This is a genomic window from Sphingomonas sp. IW22, from assembly GCF_041321155.1.
In the GTDB taxonomy this organism is placed as follows: Bacteria; Pseudomonadota; Alphaproteobacteria; order Sphingomonadales; family Sphingomonadaceae; genus Sphingomonas.
The window spans coordinates 285,596-303,938 of sequence record NZ_JBGGWB010000002.1 but is presented as its reverse complement, the minus strand read 5'-3'; the positions used below and the strand labels follow the sequence as shown (position 1 = coordinate 303,938).

Sequence of the window (18,343 nt, the reverse complement as noted above, 5' to 3'; positions counted from 1 at the left end):
CCTCAATGCATCGCGGCCATCTGCCCCTGGGGCAGCGGACGCAGGAACAGGACGAGTGGAAGTGAAGCGATGATCACCACCGACAGCACCACGAAGATATCGTTGTAAGTCATCACCAGCGCTTCCCGCTGGATGGTGTTGCCAAGCGTACGGATCGCGGCTTCGGCGGTCCCCAATGTCTGAGCCATGCCGGCAAGATAGCCCTGAACCGCTTCCGAATTGGCGGACAGCGATTCCTCGATCCGGCGGCTGTGGAACCACATGCGCTGATCCTGAACCGTCGCGATCCCGGCCAGCGACAGCGACCCGCCAAGATTGCGCACCGCGTTGAACAGCCCGGCGGCATCCCCGGCATCTTCAGGCGGAACCGACGCGATCGCCGCCTGATTGAGGAACAGGAAGCCGAGGATCGTACCGACACCACGCAACAGCTGCGATTCGACGAACTCATGGCCGACGGCGTCCGCCGTCAGCGTGGTATCGATCCAGCAGCTATACGCCATGATGCACAACCCCGCGCCCACCGCGATGCGGATGTCCAGCTTGCGGATCAGGATCGGCGTGAACGGCATCAGCATCAGGCTGGGCAAGCCGGAAATCAGGACGATCTGCCCCGCCTGCAACGCGTTGTAATCGGCGATCGACGCCAGAAACTGCGGAATCACATAAGCGGTACCGTACAACATCATACCCAGCACGACGCCCATCACTGCCACCGCGCCGAATTGCCGGTCCAGCAACAGCTTGAGCTTGATGACCGGTCGCTTGGCGACGAACTGACCCGCGAACAGGCAGATGAAACCGATCACCGACAGGATCGACAGCTCGACGATCTCGCGACTTTCGAACCACTGCTCGCGCTGGCCTTCTTCCAGCACGACGGTCAGGCAACCCAGGCCGAGTGCAAGGCCGATAATGCCCAGCCAGTCGGCCTTGGCCAGTTCCTCAAGATGTGGCTTCTGGTGCGGCAGGCCGACGATCAGCAGCGTCAACAGCACGATACCGACCGGCAGGTTGAGGAAGAAGGCGTAATGCCAGCTGAGATTTTCGGTCAGCCAGCCGCCAACCAGCGGTCCGAGCACCGGCCCCAGAATCACGGTCACGCCGAACAGCGCATTGCCGATCGGCTGCTGCGACCTTGGCAACCGGGTCGCGATGATCGTCATCGCCGTCGGAATCAGCGCGCCGCCGGTGATCCCCTGCCCCGCACGACCGATGATCATCGTCGTCAGGTCGTTGGCAATGCCGCAAACCATGGAGAACAGGGTAAACAGGGTCGCGGATACGATCAGGAAGTTACGCAGACCGAAAACCCGCGAAAGCCACGCGGCCATCGGGATGATGATGATCTCGGCCACCAGATAGCTGGTGGCAACCCATGTGCCTTCGGTCCCGCTGGCGCCAATTTCGCCCTGAATGGTGGGCAGCGCGGAATTGACGATCGAGATGTCGAGCGTCGCCATCATCGCGCCCAGGCTACCCGCCGCGACCGCCAGCCATGCGGCGGCGTCGGCGCGTTCGGGCACCTGTCGCGGGACGTCCGCCGTGGCGTCGGCGGTGCTCACCGGCCGATCCGTTCGTTATGCGCTTCCTGCTCCCGCGCAATACGGTCGGCGGCGTCGCGGGCGCTGCGGGTGTCGACGCTGACTTCGACCGACATGCCGGGGACCAGCAGCGCGCGCGCGGCGGGACCGGCGGACAGGGCGATGCGAACGGGCACGCGCTGAACGATCTTGGTGAAGTTGCCAGTCGCATTCTGCGGCGGCAGGACCGAGAATTGCGCGCCGGTACCAGGCGCGATGCTGGCCACGCGACCGGGGATTTCGACGCCGGGCAGCGCATCGACCTCGATCTTCACCGGCTGGCCGACGCGCATCAGACCAAGCTGCGTTTCCTTAAAATTGGCTTCGATATACAGGTCGCGGGTCGGCACGACCGACATCAGGCGTGTACCCGCCTGCACGAACTGGCCGACGCGCACCGTCTTGTCACCGACGCGACCGTTGATGGCCGCGCGGATCAGCGTGGCCCCGACATTGGTCTGTGCGGCGTCGAGCTGGGCGCGTGCGCCCTCTGCTTGAGCCAGCGCCTGCGACACCTGCGCCCGCAGCGTGCCGACGCGGCGTTCGGCGGCGGTCAGGGCGGCGCGGGCGGCGGTAACGCGGGCGTTGGCCTGCTTGGCCTCGTTCCTGAGCGTGGCAACACGCTGCCGTGTTTCCGCTCCCGTTTCCGCAAGCGGCGCGTAACGCGCCACTTCGGCATTGGCGAAGGCGGCATCGCTTTGCGCCACCGCCAGTTCGGCGCGGGCGCGAGTGATGGCGGCCTGTTGCTCGTCGATCTGCGCCTCGACCCCGCGCGCATTGGCGCGGGCCACGTCGATCTGCGCCTGGCTCTGCGCGGCGTTTGCGCGATAATCACGAGCGTCGATCTGCACCAGCGGATCGCCCGCCTTCACGGTCTGGTTTTCCGCCACCAGCACACGGTCGACATAGCCCGACACCTTGGGCGCGACTGTTACCGCGTCGGCCTGAACATAGGCGTCGTTGGTCGATTGCTGGAACTTGCCATAGCTCTGATAGCGGAGAAACCAGATCAGCCCTCCTACCAGCACGGCGCCGAGCAGCACCAGAATGATGATCTTCGCGCGCCGCTTTTTGGCGGGCGAAGCGGGTGCCGCATCTGCGGCGGGCGTGTCGGTCAGGGCGGATTCAGCCATGGCAATGCCTTCAACGAGTCGTTTGCAGGCTCATGTGCTCGCACTTGCAGCATTGTGCAAGACCATATATTGAGGTTCCTCATGAAATATCGCAGCGATGACCTGACGCGGCTGATGGCCGGCGCCTATATGCGGATCCACCGTCGCGTGGATGCGGCGATGGCCGAACAGGGCGCGTCGCTGGCGCGGACCAAGATGCTACTGCTGATCGAACGCCAGCGTGGTGACGCCAAGGCAGCCGATCTTGCCGCATGGCTGGGACAGGCACCACGCACGGTGACAGAGGCGCTGGACGGGCTGGAGCGCGACGGCCTGATCGAACGGACGCCCGACGCGGTCGACCGCCGGGTAAAGCGCGTCGCCATCACCGAAGAGGGCCGCCGCGCCATTGCCGCCACCGAACCGCTGCGCCACCGCCTGACCAGCGAGATCTTCGCCCCCCTCGAACCAGCGGAATGCGAAGCACTGGGCGACACCCTGGAAAAGCTGATCGCCGCGCTGGATGCGCTTTGCGAGAAAGGCGATCGGTGATAGTTTCTTCTGTGCCAACCGCCATCGACAGGCGGCGGCGTGGAGAGGTGTCATGGAACGCATCGGCGCGGAATTGTGCCAATGTCGGTTCGGGCTGTTGTGCGGCCTGAGCGGCGGGGCGCTGGCGATATTCGGTACGACATTTCTGGTGCTGACCTGATCGCGCATCCCGCCGCGATTGGACGCAGCAACGGTTGACATGACGCGCTGGCTGGCGCCGAAGCTGGCCGGCGATGACCGACATCCGCCGATCCGCAATGACCCGACGCGCGCTGCTGCTGGGTGGTGTCGCCATCGCCGCGACCGCGCCGCGCGCGTTATGGGCGCAGGACGCCGCCGCGCTGCTGATCCAGCCGTCCGAAGCGCCGGTGCCCCCACCGCTTCCCCGCCGCGTTCGACTGGCCGGGCCATCCGCACCGATCGAGATCGTCGACGATCGCTGGGGCGTGCCGCACATCCGCGCCCAATCAAAGCCCGACGCCTTTTTCGGTCAGGGCTATGTCGTCGCGCGCGACCGGCTGTTCCAGATCGACTATGACTATCGCCGCCGCATGGGTCGGCTGGCCGAAGCTTTCGGGGCCGATTTTGTCGACAGCGACATCCGCGCCGCACTCGCCCGATTTCGCGGCGATGTCGAGGCAGAGCTGCGCGCCGTTCCCGACGAGATTCGCGCCTGTGCCGAGGCCTATGTCGCGGGCATCAACGCGCGCATCGAACAGGTGACTGCCGACCCGGCGCTGTTGCCGGTCGAACATGCGATACTGGGCGTCAAGCCGCTGCGCTGGTCGCTGACCGACCTGGTCGCCGCGCGCGAGCTGGTGCCGGGCAATGTCCGGGACGAGGTGCGCCGCGCGCGACTGGCCGCGATGGGGCGGCTGGACCTGGAGCAGCTGATCGCGCCGCCGCGCCCCGAACGTGCCATCCGCTTTCCCGACGGGCTGGACCCGGCATCGGTCACGCTCGCCGATCTGGGGCTTCTCGCGCCGTCCCCGCCGCGCACGCCCGATGCCGATGGCAGCAATAGCTGGACCATCGCCCCATCCCGCAGCGCGACGGGGCGAGCAATCCTGGCCAACGATCCGCATCTGTCGATCGGGGGTTTCGGGCCGCGCCATGTCGCGCATCTTTCAGCGCCAGGGCTGGACGTGATCGGCGGCGGCGCGCCGGGGCTGCCGGGCATCATGCAGGGCCATACCGACCGTTTCGCCTTTGGCCGGACCAACAGCCATATCGACCAGTCCGACCTGTATCTGCTGGACCTGAACCCGGTCGATCCTGAACGCTACTGGCATCGCGCGCGGTGGAGGACGTTTGACCGGCACGACATCACCATCGCCGTGCGCGGAGAGGAACCGCGAGCCGTGGTGCTGCGCCACGCCGTACAGGGGCCGGTCATCGCACATGACCCGGCGCGCAACCGCGCGAGCGCGCTCGCCACTATTGCGCAGCAACCGGGTGCCAGCGGCATTTTCGCAATGGTCGCCATCAACCTTGCCCGCGACTGGGATGGATTGCAGGCAGCGTTCCGTCACCACGCCTCCCCCACCAATTTCCACTATGCCGATGTGGACGGTCATATCGCGTGGCGCATCATCGGCTTTGCCCCGCGCCGCCGGGGCGGCCATGACGGGATGGTCCCCGCCACCGGCGATGGGCGCTATGACTGGGAAGGGCGGCTACCGCTGGACCAGATGCCGTCGATCACCGACCCCAAGGCGGGCTGGCTGGCCAGCGCAAATCAGAACAACCTGCCCGCCGATTACAAGCCGCTGCTGTCCCATGATTTCAGCGAATCGTGGCGATATGACCGGATTGCCGGCGTGCTGGGCAACCAGACACGCCACAGCTTGGCCGATTCGGCAGCACTGATGCAGGATCTGGCCTCTGCCCCCGCCCGACGTTTTGTGGCGCTGTTACCGGCGGAGCCTGCCCCCGCGGCACAGGCCGCTGTCGACATGCTGCGAAGCTGGGACGGCACGATGGCCGCCGACAGCGCCCCCGCCGCGCTGTTCGCCCTCGCCTGGGCCGATCTGGAGCAGCGGTTGCTGAACATCGTCGTCCCGATCGATGCGCGTGACATGTTCCCGCATATCGAAACCGGCGCGATGCTGGCGCTGATCGAACGCCCGGACGAACGGCTGGGGCCGAATCCCACCGGCTCACGCGACCTGATCGTGGCGATGGCGCTGATCGCCGGGTGGGAGGAAGCCGCGCGGCGCATGGGGCCGGAACCCGCGCTGTGGCGCTGGGGCACGATTCACGACGTACGCGTCGAACATCCGCTGGCAGCGCGGTTTCCGGCGATTGCCGAAGCCATTCCCGCGATCGAGGTGGGCGGGTCCGGTGGCGATCGCAACACGGTGAACGCGCGCTGGACGGCCCCCGACATGGGCGTGTCCGGCGGAGCGAGCTATCTTCAGGCGATCGACGTGGGTGGTTGGGACAACAGCCTGTTCCTGAACTTCCCGGGCCAGTCGGGCGATCCGGCCAGCCCGCATTATCGCGACCTGGCCCAGCCGTGGATCGAAGGGCGCATGCTGCCGCTGGTCTTTTCCGCCGAGCGCGTCGATGCCGAAGCGGCGGCGCGCACCATCCTGGAGCCGCCGCCCGCCTGATGCTTGCGAAAAGCATGAGGTTCCGCTATGCGCCGCCGCTTCCGTGCCGGGGTCATCCCTGGAGGCCCGGCCGGATGAAACGAAACATCAATTAGCATTTCGGAGCACCGACATGAGCGATACGCTTAACCTGTCGGCCGAGACGCGCGAGCGGGTTGGCAAGGGAGCCTCCCGCGCGCTTCGTCGTGAAGGCCGCGTCCCCGCCGTAATCTATGGCGACAAGCAGGAACCCCTCTCGATCCACGTCGAGGAACGGGAACTGATCAAGCTGCTCGGCACCGGCCATTTCATGAACTCGATCGTGATGGTCGACGGCGCTGGCAGCAGCGCGATCCGCACCCTGCCCAAGGATGTGGCCTTCGACCCCGTCACCGACCGTCCGGTCCATGTCGACTTCCTGCGCGTGGCCAAGAACGCGACCGTCAACGTCGCCGTTCCCGTCGTGTTCGTCGACGAAGACGCAGCACCGGGCATCAAGAAGGGCGGCGTGCTGAACGTCGTTCGCCATGAGCTGGAACTGGTCGTCGAAGCCGACAAGATCCCCGAAGCGGTCGAAGTGTCGCTCAAGGGCCTGGAAGTCGGCGACACCGTCCACATCTCGAACGTGAAGCTGCCGCGCGGCGCCGAATCCGCGATCGACGACCGCGACTTCACCATCGCGACGATCATTGCCCCGTCGGCGATGAAGTCCGAAGCCGGTGAAGCCGAAGCCGCCGACGCGGTCGAGGCCACCGAACAGACTGCGGACAGCGACGGCGAGTAATCGCACAGCGTCCAATGCTGGAATTTCGGGCGGCGGCCGGGTCATGACGATCCGGCCGCCGTCCTGCTTTTGGGGAAACTGGCGATGCAATTGTGGGTGGGACTGGGCAATCCGGGGCCGCAATATGCGATGCACCGGCACAATATCGGCTTCATGGCGATCGACGCCATTGCCGAAGTGCACGGCTTTTCAGCGCCCCAGAAGAAGTTTCAGGGCTGGTTGCAGGAAGGGCGCATCGGCACGGAAAAGCTACTGCTGCTCAAACCCGCCACGTTCATGAACGAAAGCGGCCGTGCCGTGCGCGCGGCGATGGACTTCTACAAGCTGGGCGTCGAGGACGTGACCGTCCTGTATGACGAACTGGACCTTGCCCCGTTCAAGGTGAAGGTGCGGCGCGGCGGCGGGGCTGCCGGGCATAACGGCATCCGTTCGACCATTGCCCATGCCGGGCCGGATTTCCGCCGCGTGCGACTGGGCATCGGGCATCCGGGACACAAGGACCGCGTGACCGGCCATGTTCTGGGCAATTTCGCCAAGGCAGAGATCGAGGATCTGACCGACCTGCTGGGTGCCGTTGCCGCAGAAGCGCCGTGGCTGGCGGCAGGTGACGACACGCGTTTCATGAACGACGTGGCCCTCCGGCTTCAGGATTGAGCGCCCGCCCCCTTCGCAAGCGCCCTTGCGCACGGTAGAGGCGCGGACATGGACCTGACCGCGCTCGACATCGTCGTCCTTCTTGCCATTGGCGGTGCCGCCGTGCTGGGCGCGCTGCGCGGGTTCGTGACCGAAGTGCTGTCGCTGCTGGCGTGGTTGCTGGTCGTGTTCGCGGTAAAGCTGTTTCACACGCCCGTGGCGGCGATGCTACTGGAGCCGGTGGGCACCACATCGGGTGCGGCGGTGCTGTCCTTTGCGCTGATCGCCGGCATCGTCTGGCTGGGCGGCAAGATGGTCGCGAATGCCATCGGGCGGCGGACCAAGGCATCGGTGCTGGGGCCGATCGACCGGGCGCTGGGTTTCGGCTTTGGCGCATTGAAAGGGCTGATCGTCGCCAGCCTTGCCTTCATCGTCGTGGTGCTGGTGGTCGACACCTGGAATGGCGGCGCGACGCGGCGGCCGGCATGGATCCGCGAATCGCGCACCTATCCGCTGTTGAACAGCACCAGCGCCAGCATCGCCGATTTCGTCGACCGCCGCCGTCGTGGCGAGCCGGTTTTCAGCGACGAGACGATGGCGCGCATCGGGCGGTAGCGCCGCCGCGTCCGGCGTCCTAAATGAAGGGCGTGACTGCTGCTCTCTATAATCAGGAAATCCTGCGCCTCGCCGCCAGCGTGCCGTTCGACGCACGCTTGCCCGACCCGCAGGGAAGCGCCGAGCGACGCTCGCCCATTTGCGGCAGCCGCGTGACCATCGACGTCAATCTGGACGATGATGGGCGAGTGGGTGAGATCGGGATGCGGGTCCGCGCCTGTGCGTTGGGTCAGGCATCTTCGGCGCTGATGGCGCAGTCCGCTTTGGGCAAGTCGCCGGCCGAACTGGCCGACGCGCGTGACGCGCTCGCCGCGTGGCTGGCGGGCGGCGACGGGCCGCCCGACTGGCCCGGGCTCGAATTGTTCGCGCCCGCGCTGCCGCACAGCGCGCGTCACCCCTCGATCCGCCTCGCGTTCGAAGCCGTAGCCGAAGCCGCCGAGGCGGCTCACCAACGGGCGCCCGCCGGCTGATGGCGGCGCATGGGGGGATGTCGCTGGTCAGCGAATTCGCGCCGCTGCTGGGTGCGGGACTGGTTTCGGTGCTGGTGTTCCGGCGCATGGGGCTGGGCGCAACGCTGGGCTATCTGGTCGCGGGCGCGATCGTGGGGCCACAAGTGCTGGGGCTGGTGGGTGATGCCGAAAGCAAGCTGACCTTTGCCGAACTGGGCATCACGCTGCTGCTGTTCCTGGTCGGCTTGGAACTTAGTCCGGCGCGACTGTGGCGGCTGAAACACGATATTTTCGGCTTCGGCCTGTTGCAGGTGGTACTGTGCGGGCTGGCCGTGACCGGGCTGGTCTTTCTTAGCACGGGATTCTCGCTGGCCGCCGCCATCGCACTTGGCCTGCCGCTCGCCCTGTCCTCGACGGCGCAGGTGCTGCCGATGCTGCAATCGGCCGGGCGGCTTCGCACCCCCTTTGGCGAGCGTGCCTTTTCGGTCCTGTTGCTGCAGGACCTTTCGCTGGTCCCGCTGATCACGATCATCGCCGCGCTCAGCCGCAATCCCGCCGACGCCGCCGGTCCGCCCGGTTGGGTGCTGGGGCTGAACACGGTGCTCGCGATTGCCGGGCTGATCCTGGCCGGGCGCTTCATTCTGCGTCCGCTGTTCCGGTTGATCGGCAATCTGGGCGAGCGCGAGATGTTCGTGTTTGCCGGGCTGTTCACGGTCATTGCCGCCGCCGCCATCATGGAATCGCTGGGCCTTTCGACCGCGCTGGGCGCCTTCATTGCCGGCGTGATGCTGGCCGACAGCCCCTATCGCCACGAACTGGAAGCCGATGTAGAGCCGTTCCGCTCCATCCTGCTCGGCCTGTTTTTCCTCGCCGTCGGTATGATGCTGGACCTGAATGCCGTGGCCGCCCGGCCCGGCTTCGTCATCGGCATGGCGCTGGCGCTGGTCGCGGTGAAGGCGGGCGTGATCTTCCTGATCGGCCTCGCCTTCCGCATGAACTGGCGACAGGCGCTGGCAATGGGCCTGTTGCTCAGCCAGGGCGGCGAATTCGGCTTCGTGCTGTTCGCTCAGGCACAGAACGCCTATCTGATCGCGCCAGAGGCGGCGAGCCTGTTCGGCGCCATCGTCACCCTGTCGATGGCGACCACGCCCTTCCTAATGATGTTCACCCGTCGGTTCCGGACCGAACCTGCGGCGGGCGATGGCACCGCGCTGCAGCCGCCGCGCCATGACGGCGCGAGCGCCATCGTCGTCGGCTATGGCCGGTTCGGCCAGACAGTCGCACAGATGCTGATCGCGCAGGGGCTGTCGGTGACGCTGATCGACCGCGATCCCGAAGTGATCGAAACGGGCGGCAAGTTCGGCATGAAGGTCTATTATGGCGACGGCACCCGGCCCGACCTGTTGCGGCTGGCCGGGGCGCAGGATGCCGAGCTGATCCTGTTCTGCCTCGACGGGGACCAGATCACGACCGAGATGCTGGAGATGGTCGCCCATGCCTATCCGCAAGCGGCGGTGATGACGCGCGTGTTCGACCGGCGGACGCTGATCGGGTTGAAGGACGCGCCGCTGGCGGGTGCGGTGCGCGAGGTGTTCGAATCGGCCATCGTCATGGCGCGGCAGGCACTGCGCGCGGTGGGCGTCGACGATGGGGAGATTGAGCGGAGCGAAGGCGAATATCGCCGCGTCGATGCCAAGCGGCTGGGCCTTCAGCTGGAGGCCGGCGACATCTATGCCGCGCGCGATGTGATATTCAGCCAGGCGCGGCAGAAACGCCAGCGTCAGGATCACCCGGGAACCAGGGAAACGCCATGAACCTTCTGGGTTTTCTTGCCGCCCTGTCGGGGGCCGTCGCGATCGCGGCGGGGGCGTTCGGCGCGCATGGCGCCAGCGGGCAGGCTGCCGAATGGCTACGCACCGGCGGCACCTATCAGTTGATCCACGCCGTGGCGGTGCTGGTCGCGATCCAGTCGCGCGCCAACGGCCCCGGCTGGGCGATGCTGGGCGGTGCGGCACTGTTCGCGGCCACCCTCTATGTCATGGCGCTGGGGGCGCCGCGCTGGCTGGGCGCGGTCACGCCGATCGGCGGGCTGGCGATGATCGTCGGGTGGCTGTGGCTGGGCTTGGTTTTGCTGCGCCGCTGATTCGCGTTCGCCACGTGGCCGCAACGACACGATATCGACGCTTTCCCGCCGGATCACGGACGCACCATCGTCGCTCGACTTGCACGCAACCCGCAACGATGCTAGCCGCGCGCCATTCCCAATGGGTCGCAGCCGCTGCGGCCCTGTTCGTGCATCCGGCGCGATCGGGAACCCAGTTTCGCGAGAAGGGACGCGCGTGGAGAATTCCGGCGGTATTCAGGCCAGCCTCAGCGGACGCTATGCGACCGCGTTGTTCGACCTTGCCCGTGAACAGAACATGCTGGCAGCGGTGGAGGCCAGCCTGCTGACCGTGCGTCAGGCGCTCACCGAATCGGACGATTTCCGTTCGCTGATCACCAGCCCGCTGATCGGTCGCACCCAGGCCGGCAAGGCGGCTGCCGCAGTTGCCGCGACGCTTGGTCTCGATCCGATGACGACGAAGTTTCTGGGTGTGCTGGCGGAAAACCGCCGTCTGCGCGACCTTCCCGTGATCATCGCGACGTTCCGCACGCTGGCCGCGCGTTTCCGTGGGGAAATGACGGCGGAAGTCGTGTCGGCCCACCCGCTGACCGATGCTCAGGTCGACGCGCTGAAGCAGCAGCTGCGCACCCGCGTCGGTCGCGACGTCAATGTCGACCTGTCGGTCGACCCCTCGCTTTTGGGCGGCCTGATCGTAAAGATCGGCAGCCAGATGATCGACAGCTCGATCAAGACCCGTCTGAACTCCCTCGCGCACGCGATGAAAGGCTAAGGCACGACAATGGATATCCGCGCCGCAGAAATCTCGAAGGTCATCAAGGACCAGATCGCCAATTTCGGCACCGAAGCGCAGGTGTCGGAAACGGGCCAGGTGCTGTCGGTCGGCGACGGCATCGCGCGCGTGCACGGCCTCGACAATGTCCAGGCAGGCGAGATGGTTCAGTTCGCGAATGGCGTCGAGGGCATGGCCCTCAACCTCGAAGCCGATAATGTCGGCGTCGTGATCTTCGGCTCGGACGCCGAGATCAAGGAAGGCGACACCGTCAAGCGCACCGGCACCATCGTCGACGTGCCCGTGGGCAAGGGCCTGCTGGGCCGCGTCGTGGACGGCTTGGGCAACCCGATCGACGGCAAGGGCCCGATCGTCAGCGACCAGCGCAGCCGCGTCGAAGTCAAGGCGCCGGGCATCATCCCGCGCAAATCGGTGCACGAACCGATGCAGACCGGCCTCAAGGCGATCGACGCACTGGTCCCCGTCGGCCGTGGCCAGCGCGAGCTGATCATCGGCGACCGTCAGACCGGCAAGTCGGCTGTGGCGATCGATACCTTCATCAACCAGAAGGGCGTAAACGCCGGCACCGACGAATCGAAGAAGCTGTACTGCGTCTACGTCGCTGTGGGCCAGAAGCGCTCGACCGTTGCCCAGCTGGTCAAGACGCTCGAGGAAAACGGCGCGATGGAATATTCCATCGTCATCGCCGCCACCGCGTCGGACCCCGCCCCGCTTCAGTTCCTGGCGCCCTATACTGGCTGCGCCATGGGCGAATATTTTCGCGACAACGGCATGCACGCGCTGATCGTGTATGACGATCTGTCGAAGCAGGCGGTCGCCTATCGCCAGATGTCGCTGCTGCTGCGTCGCCCGCCGGGTCGCGAAGCGTATCCGGGCGACGTGTTCTATCTGCACAGCCGCCTGCTGGAGCGCGCGGCCAAGATGTCGGACGCGATGGGTGCCGGTTCGCTGACCGCCCTGCCGATCATCGAAACGCAGGCGGGCGACGTGTCGGCCTATATTCCGACCAACGTGATTTCGATCACCGACGGCCAGATCTTCCTTGAAACCGACCTGTTCTTCGCGGGCATCCGCCCCGCGATCAACGTCGGCCTGTCGGTGTCGCGCGTGGGTTCGTCGGCACAGACCAAGGCGATGAAGAAGGTCGCCGGCTCGATCAAGCTGGAGCTGGCGCAGTATCGCGAAATGGCTGCCTTCGCGCAGTTCGGCTCGGACCTCGACGCCTCGACCCAGAAGCTGCTCAACCGCGGCGCGCGCCTGACCGAGCTGCTCAAGCAGCCGCAGTTCAGCCCGCTGCCGTTCGAAGAGCAGGTCGTGTCGATCTTCGCCGGCACGCAGGGCTATCTGGACACCGTGCCCACGACGGATGTCGTGCGCTACGAACAGGCGATGCTGGCCGAAATGCGCTCGAAGCACGCCGACGTGCTGACCGCGATCCGCGACAGCAAGGACCTGTCGGACGACACCAAGGGCAAGCTCAAGGCGGCGCTGGAAGGCTTCGCCAAGACCTTCGCCTGATCGCCAGGGCCCCGGTGCAAGCCGGGGCTTGTCTCCGCCCAGGCGCGGTTCGCGGCATGAGATTCCCGTTCGCGCGGGGGTGACAAGGTAAGATTAGATGGCATCGCTCAAGGCGCTCAAAATCCGGATCAACTCGGTCAAATCGACCCAGAAGATCACCAAGGCGATGAAAATGGTCGCCGCCGCCAAGCTGCGCCGCGCGCAGGAAGCGGCTGAGGCTGGCCGTCCCTATGCCCAGCGGCTGGAAAGCGTCGTGTCGCGTCTTGCCGTAAAGGCGAACAGCGGTGCGGCAAATGCGCCGCTGCTCCTGTCGGGCACCGGCCGCGATCAGGTGCATCTGTTCGTCGTCGCGACCAGCGACAAGGGCCTGGCCGGCGCGTTCAACACCAACATCGCCCGTCTGGCCCGCCGCCGCGCCGATGAGTTGATCGCGCAGGGCAAGACCGTGCGCTTCTATACCATCGGCAAGAAGGGCCGCGCGGTCCTGAACCGCCAGTATCGCGACAGCATCGTCCATTCGGAAGAGCCGGGCGATTTGGGCAAGCTGACGTTCGACAGCGCGCGCGGCTATGCCGACGACCTGATCCGACGGTTCGAAGCGGGCGAGTTTGACGTCGCGCACCTGTTCTACGCCACCTTCAAATCGGTGCTGACGCAGGAGCCGACCGAGCAGCAGATCCTGCCCGTGCAGGTGCCGACCGCCGGTGCTGCTGGCAACGACGTCGATGGCGGCGCGGTCATGGAATATGAGCCGGACGAGGAATCGATCCTTGCCGACCTGCTGCCGCGCAACGTCGCGATCCAGCTGTACCGCGCGATGCGTGAAAACGCCGCGTCGGAGCAGGGTTCGAAAATGACCGCGATGGACAATGCGACCCGCAATGCCGGCGACCTGATCAAGCGCCTGAACATCGAATATAACCGCAGCCGTCAGGCCGCGATCACGACCGAGCTGGTCGAGATCATCTCGGGCGCCGAGGCGCTCTGATCGCGATGCGTGCCGTCCTTCCCCTCCTTGCTGCCGCGTTGCTGGCTGCCTGTGGCGGCGAAAGCGGCCCCAGCGTGCTGGAGAACGAAGCGCGCGAGGCGCAGACGGCCGCGACGCTCAGCGGCTGGGACCGGCTGTTCGCCACCCCGCGCGAGACGGTCGGACGGGCAAACCAGTTCGGCTTCCATGCCGGTGACTATGCCGCCGACGGCCAGACCTTCCTGTCGCGCGGCGATGCGATCACCATGTCGCAGTCGGATGCCAAGGCACCGAACAAGGCAGGCTTCGAAGCCGCCGGTGCGGCTGCCGACCGGATCGATCGCATCGTCTTTACCCTGACGATCACCGACCCCGCCAATGCCGACACCGCCAAGAACCGCTTCGTCGAGCTGCTGCGCGGTTTCCTGTCCCAATATCAGCTTGAGGATGATGGCGCGTTCGACGCCATCGTCAGCGAGCAGGACGCCGACGGCCCCATCGCCGGTGCGCCCGCCTCCATCGCCGTGGCAAAGGGCGATGGCGACAATCGCACCATCACCGTGACTTTTACCCGCCCGACCGGTACGACCCCGGTAATCCCAGACCAAGGACAAGCAGATGGCAACCGCGCCTGAACTCATCCGCCCCGCAGGCGGTACCAACAATGTCGGCCGTATCGTCCAGGTGATCGGCGCCGTCGTCGACGTGCAGTTCGACGACCGGCTGCCCGCCATCCTGTCGGCACTGGAAACCCAGAATAACGGCCAGCGCCTCGTCCTCGAAGTCGCGCAGCATCTGGGCGAGAACACCGTCCGCACGATCGCGATGGACTCGACCGAGGGTCTGACCCGCGGCCAGACCGTGACCGATACCGGCAACCAGATCCAGGTGCCCGTCGGCCCCGCGACGCTGGGCCGCATCCTGAACGTCATCGGTGAGCCGATCGACGAGCGCGGCCCCGTCGCCACCGACATGCGTTCGCCGATCCACGCCAAGGCGCCAGAATTCGTCGAACAGTCGACCGAAAGCTCGATCCTGGTCACCGGCATCAAGGTCATCGACCTGCTCGCCCCTTATGCAAAGGGCGGCAAGATCGGCCTGTTCGGCGGCGCGGGCGTGGGCAAGACGGTTCTGATTCAGGAACTGATCAACAACATCGCCAAGGGCCATGGCGGCACCTCGGTCTTCGCCGGCGTGGGTGAGCGTACCCGCGAGGGCAACGACCTGTATCACGAATTCCTCGACGCGGGCGTTATCGCCAAGGACGCCGACGGCAACGCGATCAGCGAAGGGTCGAAGGTTGCGCTGGTCTATGGCCAGATGAACGAGCCGCCGGGCGCCCGCGCACGCGTCGCGCTGTCGGGTCTGGCGATCGCCGAGTATTTCCGCGATGTCGAAGGCCAGGACGTGCTGTTCTTCGTCGACAACATCTTCCGCTTTACCCAGGCGGGTGCAGAAGTGTCGGCACTGCTGGGCCGTATTCCGTCGGCAGTGGGCTATCAGCCGACCCTGTCGACCGACATGGGCGCGCTGCAGGAGCGCATCACCTCGACCAACAAGGGTTCGATCACCTCGGTTCAGGCCGTGTACGTGCCCGCCGACGACCTTACCGACCCGGCACCGGCCACGTCGTTCGCCCACTTGGACGCGACGACCGTGCTCAACCGCGCAATTTCGGAACTCGGCATCTATCCGGCGGTCGATCCGCTTGATTCGACCAGCCGCGTGCTGGAACCGCGCGTCGTCGGCCAAGAGCATTACGAAACCGCCCGTGCGGTTCAGTCGATCCTTCAGAAGTACAAGTCGCTTCAGGACATCATCGCCATTCTGGGCATGGATGAACTGTCGGAAGAGGATAAGCTGACCGTCAGCCGCGCGCGCAAGATCCAGCGCTTCCTCAGCCAGCCGTTCCACGTCGCCGAAGTGTTCACCGGCATCCCCGGCGCCTTCGTGCAGATCGAAGACACCATTCGCAGCTTCAAGGCGGTGGTGAACGGCGAATATGACCACCTGCCCGAAGCCGCCTTCTACATGGTCGGCGGTATCGATCAGGCGGTCGAAAAGGCCAAGAAGCTGGCCGAGAACGCCTGATTCCAGTCTTTCCCCCTCCTCGTTTCGTGCGGGGTGGGGGGCTTAGGAAATCTCGATGCCCCTGCATTTCGAACTCGTGACCCCCGAAAAGCTCCTCCGGTCGGAGGAAGTGCACATGGTCGTCGTCCCCGGCAGCGAGGGCGACTTCGGCGTGCTGGAGGGTCATGCTCCCTTCATGTCGACCATCCGCGACGGCGAGATCCTGGTCCACAAGACCGCAGGCGCCGCGCCCGAGGCGATTCGCGTTGAGGGCGGCCTGGCCGAGGTCACGACGCGCGGCCTGACCGTGCTGGCGGAAAAGGCGGGCTAAAGCCCCCTTCCCCCTTCGATCATCGTCCACACCAAGCGAGCCGGGCCGGCAAAGCCCGGCTCGCTTGCGTTCAGGCATCCCGCCGATCTTGGTTAGGCAATTATCAAGCCTTCGCGTTTACGCCTCTGCCGCGAAGTAGATGGCGTCAAGCAAGGGTCTCGTGATGAGCGCATTCGGGCGGCGAAACGGAGTAGGCGGCGGTGGGCGCCCGGCATTCGGCGTCGCGCGCCCGATGCACGGCCCCGGCAGCGGTCGGACCGAGCCGGACCATGGCGACCAGTTCCCCCCGCTCGATTCGCTGCCGGTCCCCGGCGCGCCGAGCAATGATGCGGATCTGGCGACCTCATCATTGACGGGCGACGCGCTGCAGCGGCTGGCCGACCGTCAGGCTGCGTCGGGCGACGCCGCGCAAAGCCGGGCCGAGGGGTTCGAAACCTCGATCCACCGCATCAAGGAACAGGTGCTGCCGCGCCTGCTGGAACGCGTCGATCCCGAAGCTGCCGCCACCTTGTCCAAAGACGAACTGGCGGAAGAATTCCGCCCGATCATCGGCGAAGTGCTGGCCGAACTGAAACTGACGCTGAACCGGCGCGAGCAGTTCGCGCTGGAAAAGGTGCTGGTCGATGAGCTGCTGGGCCTTGGCCCGCTGGAGGAATTGCTGGCCGACCCGGCGGTCAGCGACATCATGGTCAACGGCCCCGAACAGACCTTTGTCGAGCGCAAGGGCAAGCTGGAACTGGCGAACATCCAGTTTCGCGATGAGGAACACCTGTTCCAGATCGCCCAGCGCATCTGCAACTCGGTCGGCCGCCGTGTCGACCAGACCACGCCGCTGGCCGACGCCCGCCTCAAGGACGGCAGCCGCGTCAACGTGATCGTGCCGCCGCTGTCGCTGCGCGGCACCGCGATCTCGATTCGTAAGTTCTCCGCCAAGCCGATCACGCTCGACATGATGGCCAAGGGTGGATCGATGTCGGACAAGATGGCGACGTGCCTGAAGGTCGCGGGCGCGTGCCGGTTCAACGTCGTCATCTCTGGCGGTACGGGTTCGGGCAAGACGACGATGCTGAATGCATTGTCCAAGATGATCGACCCGGGCGAGCGGGTGCTGACGATCGAGGACGCCGCCGAACTTCGCCTGCAACAGCCGCACTGGCTGCCTTTGGAAACGCGCCCGGCAAACCTTGAGGGTGTGGGTGAGATTACCATCCGCGATCTGGTGAAGAACGCGCTGCGTATGCGCCCCGACCGCATCATCCTAGGCGAAATTCGTGGCAGCGAGTGTTTCGACCTGCTGGCCGCGATGAACACGGGTCACGACGGATCGATGGCGACGCTCCACTCCAACTCCCCACGCGAATGTCTGGCGCGTATGGAGAACATGGTGATGATGTCGGACATCAAGGTGCCCAAGGAAGCCATCAGCCGCCAGATTGCCGATTCGGTCGATCTGATCATTCAGGTGAAGCGCCTGCGCGACGGTTCGCGCCGCGTCACCAACATCACCGAAGTCATCGGTATGGAAGGCCCGGTGATCGTGACGCAGGAACTGTTCAAGTTCGAATATCTGGACGAAAGCGCCGACGGCAAGATCATCGGCGAGTATCGCTCCATGGGCCTGCGCCCCTATACGCTGGAAAAGGCGAAGCAGTTCGGCTTTGACCAGGCGCTGCTGGAGGCGTGCCTCTAACGCGCCTTGCGGCAGCGGTCAGAGCAGAATTTTACATTTTCCCAATCGCGCGCCCATTTCTTGCGCCACGCGAACGGGCGACCGCACGCCTCGCAGACCTTGGTGGGTAGATGGGGCTTCTTATGCGCCATCGCCGTCGGTGCGGCGCCGGTCCCATTCAGCCATTTCATAGGCGATCGACGCTTCGACCAGCGTTTCCCACATCGCCGCTACCGCATCCGCCGGGATCGCGGCTGCGCGTGCAGCATCGACCGCCTGTTCGATCACCTGACGCTTGCGGGCTTCGTCCCGCACCTGTCCGCGTTCGGGTTTGATGCGGGCGGCGGCGCGCATATAACCAAAACGCCGGTCAAGCAGCGCAACAAGCTGTTGGTCGAGCGCGTCGACGCCGGCGCGGACATCGGCCATTGTCGTGCAGGCGTCGGGCGAAAGCGGCTGGGTCATGCAGGCGCGATTAACGCGGGCATCGCACCGCGTCACCATTGGATCGCCAAGCGATTGTTGATGGGCCTTTTTTGTGGAACAGCGGG

The 18,343-nt window shown here is 65.7% G+C and carries 19 protein-coding genes; 15 read left to right on the top strand and 4 right to left on the bottom strand.

All coding sequences use genetic code 11. The annotated features are described in order from the left end of the window. Window positions 1-2: 2 nt before the first annotated feature. Together ACAX61_RS13075 and ACAX61_RS13070 are read right to left on the bottom strand one after the other, a co-directional pair. Entirely contained in the window at window positions 3-1,565 is a 1,563-nt protein-coding gene (locus tag ACAX61_RS13075) for a DHA2 family efflux MFS transporter permease subunit (protein ID WP_370715273.1), read from the bottom strand. Next, window positions 1,562-2,716 carry an HlyD family secretion protein gene (locus ACAX61_RS13070; RefSeq protein ID WP_370715272.1) on the bottom strand — a complete coding sequence of 385 codons (1,155 nt, stop codon included), beginning with the start codon at window positions 2,714-2,716 and terminating at the stop codon, window positions 1,562-1,564. The genes ACAX61_RS13075 and ACAX61_RS13070 overlap by 4 nt, the downstream gene beginning before the upstream one ends. Before the next feature lie 81 nt (window positions 2,717-2,797). On the opposite strand from ACAX61_RS13070, the gene ACAX61_RS13065 reads away from it, so the two are divergent. From ACAX61_RS13065 to ACAX61_RS12995, 15 genes are all read left to right on the top strand, one after another. Continuing rightward, a complete protein-coding gene (locus tag ACAX61_RS13065; RefSeq protein WP_370715271.1) occupies window positions 2,798-3,247 on the top strand; it encodes a MarR family winged helix-turn-helix transcriptional regulator in 450 nt (149 codons plus the stop codon). A 233-nt stretch (window positions 3,248-3,480) separates the two neighbouring features. Next, entirely contained in the window at window positions 3,481-5,862 is a 2,382-nt protein-coding gene (locus ACAX61_RS13060) for a penicillin acylase family protein (RefSeq protein WP_370715270.1), read from the top strand. Window positions 5,863-5,974: 112 nt separating this feature from the next. Beyond that, window positions 5,975-6,625 (top strand): 50S ribosomal protein L25/general stress protein Ctc, encoded by a 651-nt coding sequence (locus ACAX61_RS13055; RefSeq protein WP_370715269.1) that lies wholly within the window; start codon window positions 5,975-5,977, stop codon window positions 6,623-6,625. Window positions 6,626-6,709: 84 nt separating this feature from the next. Beyond that, the gene (pth, locus tag ACAX61_RS13050; RefSeq protein ID WP_370715268.1) at window positions 6,710-7,279 is read left to right on the top strand and encodes an aminoacyl-tRNA hydrolase; all 570 of its coding nucleotides are present in this window, start codon (window positions 6,710-6,712) and stop codon (window positions 7,277-7,279) included. Between the two features lie 48 nt (window positions 7,280-7,327). Next, window positions 7,328-7,873 (top strand): CvpA family protein, encoded by a 546-nt coding sequence (locus ACAX61_RS13045; protein ID WP_370715267.1) that lies wholly within the window; start codon window positions 7,328-7,330, stop codon window positions 7,871-7,873. A 32-nt stretch (window positions 7,874-7,905) separates the two neighbouring features. Next, on the top strand, window positions 7,906-8,343 hold the full coding sequence (locus tag ACAX61_RS13040) for an iron-sulfur cluster assembly scaffold protein (protein WP_370715266.1): 438 nt from the start codon (window positions 7,906-7,908) through the stop codon (window positions 8,341-8,343). Next, window positions 8,343-10,136 carry a cation:proton antiporter domain-containing protein gene (locus ACAX61_RS13035; RefSeq protein ID WP_370715265.1) on the top strand — a complete coding sequence of 598 codons (1,794 nt, stop codon included), beginning with the start codon at window positions 8,343-8,345 and terminating at the stop codon, window positions 10,134-10,136. Before ACAX61_RS13040 ends, ACAX61_RS13035 begins: the two co-directional genes overlap by 1 nt. Beyond that, window positions 10,133-10,465 (top strand): DUF423 domain-containing protein, encoded by a 333-nt coding sequence (locus ACAX61_RS13030; protein WP_370715264.1) that lies wholly within the window; start codon window positions 10,133-10,135, stop codon window positions 10,463-10,465. Before ACAX61_RS13035 ends, ACAX61_RS13030 begins: the two co-directional genes overlap by 4 nt. A gap of 196 nt (window positions 10,466-10,661) precedes the next feature. Next, entirely contained in the window at window positions 10,662-11,216 is a 555-nt protein-coding gene (locus ACAX61_RS13025; RefSeq protein ID WP_370715263.1) for a F0F1 ATP synthase subunit delta, read from the top strand. 9 nt (window positions 11,217-11,225) lie between these two features. Then, entirely contained in the window at window positions 11,226-12,755 is a 1,530-nt protein-coding gene (gene atpA, locus ACAX61_RS13020) for a F0F1 ATP synthase subunit alpha (protein ID WP_370715262.1), read from the top strand. Between the two features lie 97 nt (window positions 12,756-12,852). Next, window positions 12,853-13,743: a F0F1 ATP synthase subunit gamma gene (locus ACAX61_RS13015; protein ID WP_370715261.1), complete on the top strand. Its 891-nt coding sequence runs from the start codon at window positions 12,853-12,855 to the stop codon at window positions 13,741-13,743. Window positions 13,744-13,748: 5 nt separating this feature from the next. Beyond that, window positions 13,749-14,357 carry a hypothetical protein gene (locus tag ACAX61_RS13010; RefSeq protein WP_370715260.1) on the top strand — a complete coding sequence of 203 codons (609 nt, stop codon included), beginning with the start codon at window positions 13,749-13,751 and terminating at the stop codon, window positions 14,355-14,357. Continuing rightward, on the top strand, window positions 14,341-15,813 hold the full coding sequence (gene atpD / locus ACAX61_RS13005) for a F0F1 ATP synthase subunit beta (protein ID WP_370715259.1): 1,473 nt from the start codon (window positions 14,341-14,343) through the stop codon (window positions 15,811-15,813). The genes ACAX61_RS13010 and atpD overlap by 17 nt, the downstream gene beginning before the upstream one ends. Window positions 15,814-15,868: 55 nt before the next feature. Further along, window positions 15,869-16,123, top strand: a complete 255-nt coding sequence (locus ACAX61_RS13000; protein ID WP_370715258.1) for an ATP synthase F1 subunit epsilon — start codon at window positions 15,869-15,871, stop codon at window positions 16,121-16,123. 163 nt (window positions 16,124-16,286) lie between these two features. Continuing rightward, window positions 16,287-17,813: a TadA family conjugal transfer-associated ATPase gene (locus ACAX61_RS12995; RefSeq protein WP_370715257.1), complete on the top strand. Its 1,527-nt coding sequence runs from the start codon at window positions 16,287-16,289 to the stop codon at window positions 17,811-17,813. On the opposite strand, the gene ACAX61_RS12990 is transcribed toward ACAX61_RS12995, so the two are convergent. Beyond that, window positions 17,810-17,944, bottom strand: a complete 135-nt coding sequence (locus ACAX61_RS12990) for a DUF2256 domain-containing protein (protein WP_370715256.1) — start codon at window positions 17,942-17,944, stop codon at window positions 17,810-17,812. The two genes, ACAX61_RS12995 and ACAX61_RS12990, sit on opposite strands and share 4 nt — an antisense overlap. Further along, on the bottom strand, window positions 17,934-18,257 hold the full coding sequence (locus tag ACAX61_RS12985; protein WP_370715255.1) for a chorismate mutase: 324 nt from the start codon (window positions 18,255-18,257) through the stop codon (window positions 17,934-17,936). The genes ACAX61_RS12990 and ACAX61_RS12985 overlap by 11 nt, the downstream gene beginning before the upstream one ends. Between the last annotated feature and the right edge of the window lie 86 nt (window positions 18,258-18,343).